At 28.2% G+C, this 4,316-nt stretch carries 3 protein-coding genes; 1 reads left to right on the forward strand and 2 read right to left on the reverse strand.

The window, feature by feature from the left end:
• Positions 1–152 precede the first annotated feature (152 nt).
• Complete coding sequence (locus G3997_RS08230) at positions 153–1,262, reverse strand: ferrochelatase (protein ID WP_296645314.1); 1,110 nt, start codon at positions 1,260–1,262, stop codon at positions 153–155.
• 210 nt (positions 1,263–1,472) lie between these two features.
• Here G3997_RS08230 and ychF point away from each other — a divergent pair, with 210 nt between their 5' ends.
• The gene (ychF, locus tag G3997_RS08235) at positions 1,473–2,570 is read left to right on the forward strand and encodes a redox-regulated ATPase YchF (RefSeq protein ID WP_296645315.1); all 1,098 of its coding nucleotides are present in this window, start codon (positions 1,473–1,475) and stop codon (positions 2,568–2,570) included.
• 156 nt (positions 2,571–2,726) lie between these two features.
• Here the strand turns inward: ychF and G3997_RS08240 are convergent, their stop codons facing one another.
• Entirely contained in the window at positions 2,727–4,166 is a 1,440-nt protein-coding gene (locus tag G3997_RS08240; protein ID WP_296645316.1) for a carbon starvation CstA family protein, read from the reverse strand.
• Positions 4,167–4,316 lie beyond the last annotated feature (150 nt).

Below are 4,316 nucleotides of genomic sequence, written 5' to 3' on the forward strand. Positions count from 1 at the left end.
TATTACTATCATTATTTTTTATATTTGCTATTAATTTGTAAAATACTAAATTTACTACACAAATAATGCTGTATTTCCCAGGCTATAAAATGTACTATAATAATTCTTTTGTTGTTTTATGTATAATGTCTACTATATAAGTCATAACTTCATTAAATTTGTATAAGTACAATTTTTGTATACAAAGTATCAACTAAGGTATTTATTTTATCACTTGGCTCTATGTAATGAAATTTTGTATTTCCCATATCTAACTCTTCAAGTATACTATTTACTAAATATCTCGTATGCATTGTATCTATTGTAGATGTAGGTGCAACAACATATAAAGTATTAATTCCATACTCTAAAAGTTCTTCACCTGATTTAATTATATCTTTTTTATTATTTTCTAAAAGTGGTAACTTTATTTTTATATCTATATCTTCTTCAGACTCTTCTATGTATTTTTTTATTTTTTCTCTAAATAATATATCCTGTTCTAAATTATTTTTATCATGAAGCCCTATTAAAAGTACTCCACTATCATCTTCTGATTCTCTTATATTTTTTAGTATTTCATCTGTATAAAGATGTGCTAAATTATTTGCATTGTAAAAGGGTTCTAAAACTTCGACAGCTGCTATGTTTCTAGATGCTAAATTCAATTTTTCATATCTATCCATAAAAATTTCATAATCTCTTCCCTCTGTCATAAATAAGGGACATATTATAATTTTTTTATAGCCTTGAGCTACAACAGATTCTATTGAATATTCAAAATAAGGGCTTGAATACATATAAGAATTTACAACTTTATATCCTTTACCTAAACGATGACTTAGTTTTTCAGATATTTCATTTGCTTTATGTTTAAATTCACTAGAACCCAACTTACTATAATAATTTTTATAATTATGCAAATTATTTATTCCATTAAAAATAGCCTTATAGCCTTCTTCGTAGTAAATTTGTGTTGAGCGTTCTCTTATATTGTACTTTTTATCTTCTCCCTCTGATACTAATAAAATTAAAGTTTCTTCTTGTTCTTGTATTGCTTGTGTATCTTTAATTACTATATAGTCTTTAAATATAAATGATACAACTAAATTAACTCCTATAAATGAAATCAATGCACCATAAATTAATTTATTATAGTTTTTATCTACTATTATTAGCTTATAAAATGCTATAGTTGCCAAAACTATAAATATATTTTCATAACTTCCTTTTAGTATAAAGCTAAGTGCTAAAGAAGAAAATAATATTATAGAAAATAACATAAAATCAACCCCAGTATAAAATTTAATATCCTTATTAGTTCTAGTAAATAATTGTATAGTTTACATCTATTATATATATGTTGTATAATTAGAATGTATGTCTACACAAAGATTAAATAAACTTGATAATCTAGCCTATTAAGCTAATTTCAAAGCTTATTAGGTTGTTTAAATTTATAAATCAAATTGACAAAAGAGAGGACGATATATATGAAATTAGGTATAGTTGGTTTACCAAATGTAGGTAAAAGTACACTATTTAATGCAATAACGCAAGCAGGTGCAGAATCTGCAAACTATCCTTTCTGTACAATAGAACCAAACGTTGGTGTTGTTTCTGTTCCAGATGAGAGATTAGAAAAATTAAGAGAATTATATGATTCTAAAAAAATAGTTCCTACTGCTATAGAATTCTGTGATATAGCTGGTCTTGTTAGAGGAGCTTCTAAAGGTGAAGGTTTAGGAAATAAATTCTTATCTCACATAAGAGAAGTTGATGCAATAGTTCACGTTGTTAGATGTTTCGAAGATGGAAATGTTGTTCACGTTGATGGTTCTGTTGATCCTTTAAGAGATATAGAAACTATAAACTTAGAATTAATATTCTCTGATATAGAGATATTAGATAGAAGAATACAAAAATCAACTAAAGCTGCTAAAGCTGATAAATCTGTAGCTGCTGAAGTTGAATTCTTAAAAGAAATAATGGCTGTTTTAGAAGATGGTAAATGTGTTAGAACTATGGACTTTAGTGATGACCAAAAAACTTTCGTTGATTCATTAAACTTACTTACATCAAAGCCTGTAATATACGCTACAAATGTAAGTGAAGATGATTTAGCTGATGAAGGTGAAAACAATGCATACGTTGCTAAAGTAAGAGAATTCGCTGCAACTGAAAATGCTGAAGTTGTTGTTGTTTGTGCTCAAATAGAAGCAGAAATAGCTGAACTTGATACTGAAGAAGAAAAGAAAGAATTCTTAGAAACTTTAGGACTTGAGCAATCTGGTCTTGATAAGTTAATAAAATCTTCTTATGCATTACTTGGTCTTATATCTTACTTAACTGCTGGACCTCAAGAAGTTAGAGCTTGGACTATAAAAGTTGGAACTAAAGCTCCTGCTGCTGGTGGTAAGATACACTCTGATATAGAAAGAGGATTCATAAGAGCAGAAACTATAGCATTTAATGACTTAGTACAAGTTGGTACTATGACTGCTGCTAAAGAAAAAGGATTAGTTAGACTTGAAGGTAAAGAATATATAGTTAAAGATGGGGATGTTATATTATTTAGATTTAACGTTTAATATAGAAATGGATAGGGAATTTACCTATCCATTTTTTATATTCTAATAAATAGGTTTATTAATTAGATTAAATTAATAAACTTATTTATTCTTTTATATTTTATAGTTTATYACTTATCTCTACAATACTGCCTATTTTATATGAACAACAGCTCATTATATAAGTTCAGACTCTCCACTTTCACTAACTTTTGTTTTCTTTACTTTTACCATAAACCATACAAATAACAATATAGCAGATATTATACCAGCAGAGTCTCCTATAGTAGAAGATAATCTAAGACCTTCTGGTGCTTGTATTATATAAGATACACATACATAGCTCATCATTGTAGCAGGTAAACATGCTATCCAATAGTTTTTCTTATTTTTTAATAAGTATACAGCACCAGTCCATAAGAATATAGTAGCTAATGTTTGGTTAGACCAAGCAAAATATCTCCATATTATATTAAAATCTATAGTAGTTAAAAATATACCTACTACAAATAATGGTATCGCTAACATAAATCTACTTTTTAAACTAGATTGCTTTATTTTAAAAGCATCTGCTATAGTAAGTCTTGCACTTCTAAATGCTGTATCTCCACTTGTTATAGGACAAGCAACTACCCCTAATAATGCTAATATAGATCCTATAGTTCCTAATAATCCTTTAGATATTTCATTAACTACACCAGATGGACCTCCAAACTCTGTTAGTGCAGATTGTATTGATAAAGAATCACCAAAGAATGCTATTGTAACAGCACACCATATTAAAGCAACTATACCTTCTACAACCATCGCACCATAAAATATTCTTTTACTTTCACTTTCTCTACCAACGCATCTTGCCATCATAGGAGATTGTGTAGCATGGAAACCACTTAATGCACCACAAGCTATAGTTGTAAATAAGAATGGAAATACAGATAAATTATCAGGATGTAAGTTATTCAAAGTCATTTCTGCCATTTCCATAGATCCATTAAGATGTCCTATTATCATAGCACCAGCTAAACCTATTGCCATAGCAAGAAGTGCAGCACCAAATATTGGATATATTTTACCTATTACTTTATCTACAGGTAATACAGTAGCAACTATGTAATAAATTACTATCAATGCTAGCCAAACCATTTTATCAATACCAGTCATAGAAGTTAATAGACCAGCAGGAGATGTTATAAATACTGTACCAACTAATACCAATAATATAACAGAAAATACCCTCATAATATTTTTCATACCGTTTCCTAGATAAATACCAACTATTTCAGAAACTGAAATACCCTCGTGCTTCATAGATATTACACCAGATAAATAATCATGTACTCCTCCAGCAAATAATGTCCCAAATGTTATCCATAAAAATGCTACTGGACCAAACAATGCCCCTGAAATTGCACCAAATATAGGTCCTGTACCAGCTATGTTTAAAAACTGAATTAAAAATACTTTATACCAAGGCATTGGTATAAAGTCTACACCATCATTTAGTCTTACAGCTGGTGTATCATTTTTATCATTGTAGCCTATTCTCTTAGATACAAACGAACCATAAGTAAAGTAGCCAACTATTAAAATGGCTAAACAAGCTAAAAATGTAATCATAATAATTCCCCCCTAAATTATAATTTTAAAAGTGCGATATGAAAAAATATAAGATATGTAAATAAGATTTTAACAACCTTATATTTATTGTATATGCTACTAATTCCAAAAATAAATCAATAAATATATATAATTATAGTTTTTTTATAA

Origin of the sequence: Romboutsia sp. 13368, from assembly GCF_018336475.1 — a bacterium.
Taxonomy (GTDB): Bacteria; Bacillota; Clostridia; order Peptostreptococcales; family Peptostreptococcaceae; genus Romboutsia.

Bases quoted from the DNA above. Each gene is read 5' to 3' on its own strand.
- ychF (WP_296645315.1), top strand. From the start codon at position 1,473: ATGAAATTAGGTATAGTTGGTTTACCAAATGTAGGTAAAAGTACACTA.
- G3997_RS08230 (WP_296645314.1), bottom strand. From the start codon at position 1,262: ATGTTATTTTCTATAATATTATTTTCTTCTTTAGCACTTAGCTTTATA.
- G3997_RS08240 (WP_296645316.1), bottom strand. From the start codon at position 4,166: ATGATTACATTTTTAGCTTGTTTAGCCATTTTAATAGTTGGCTACTTT.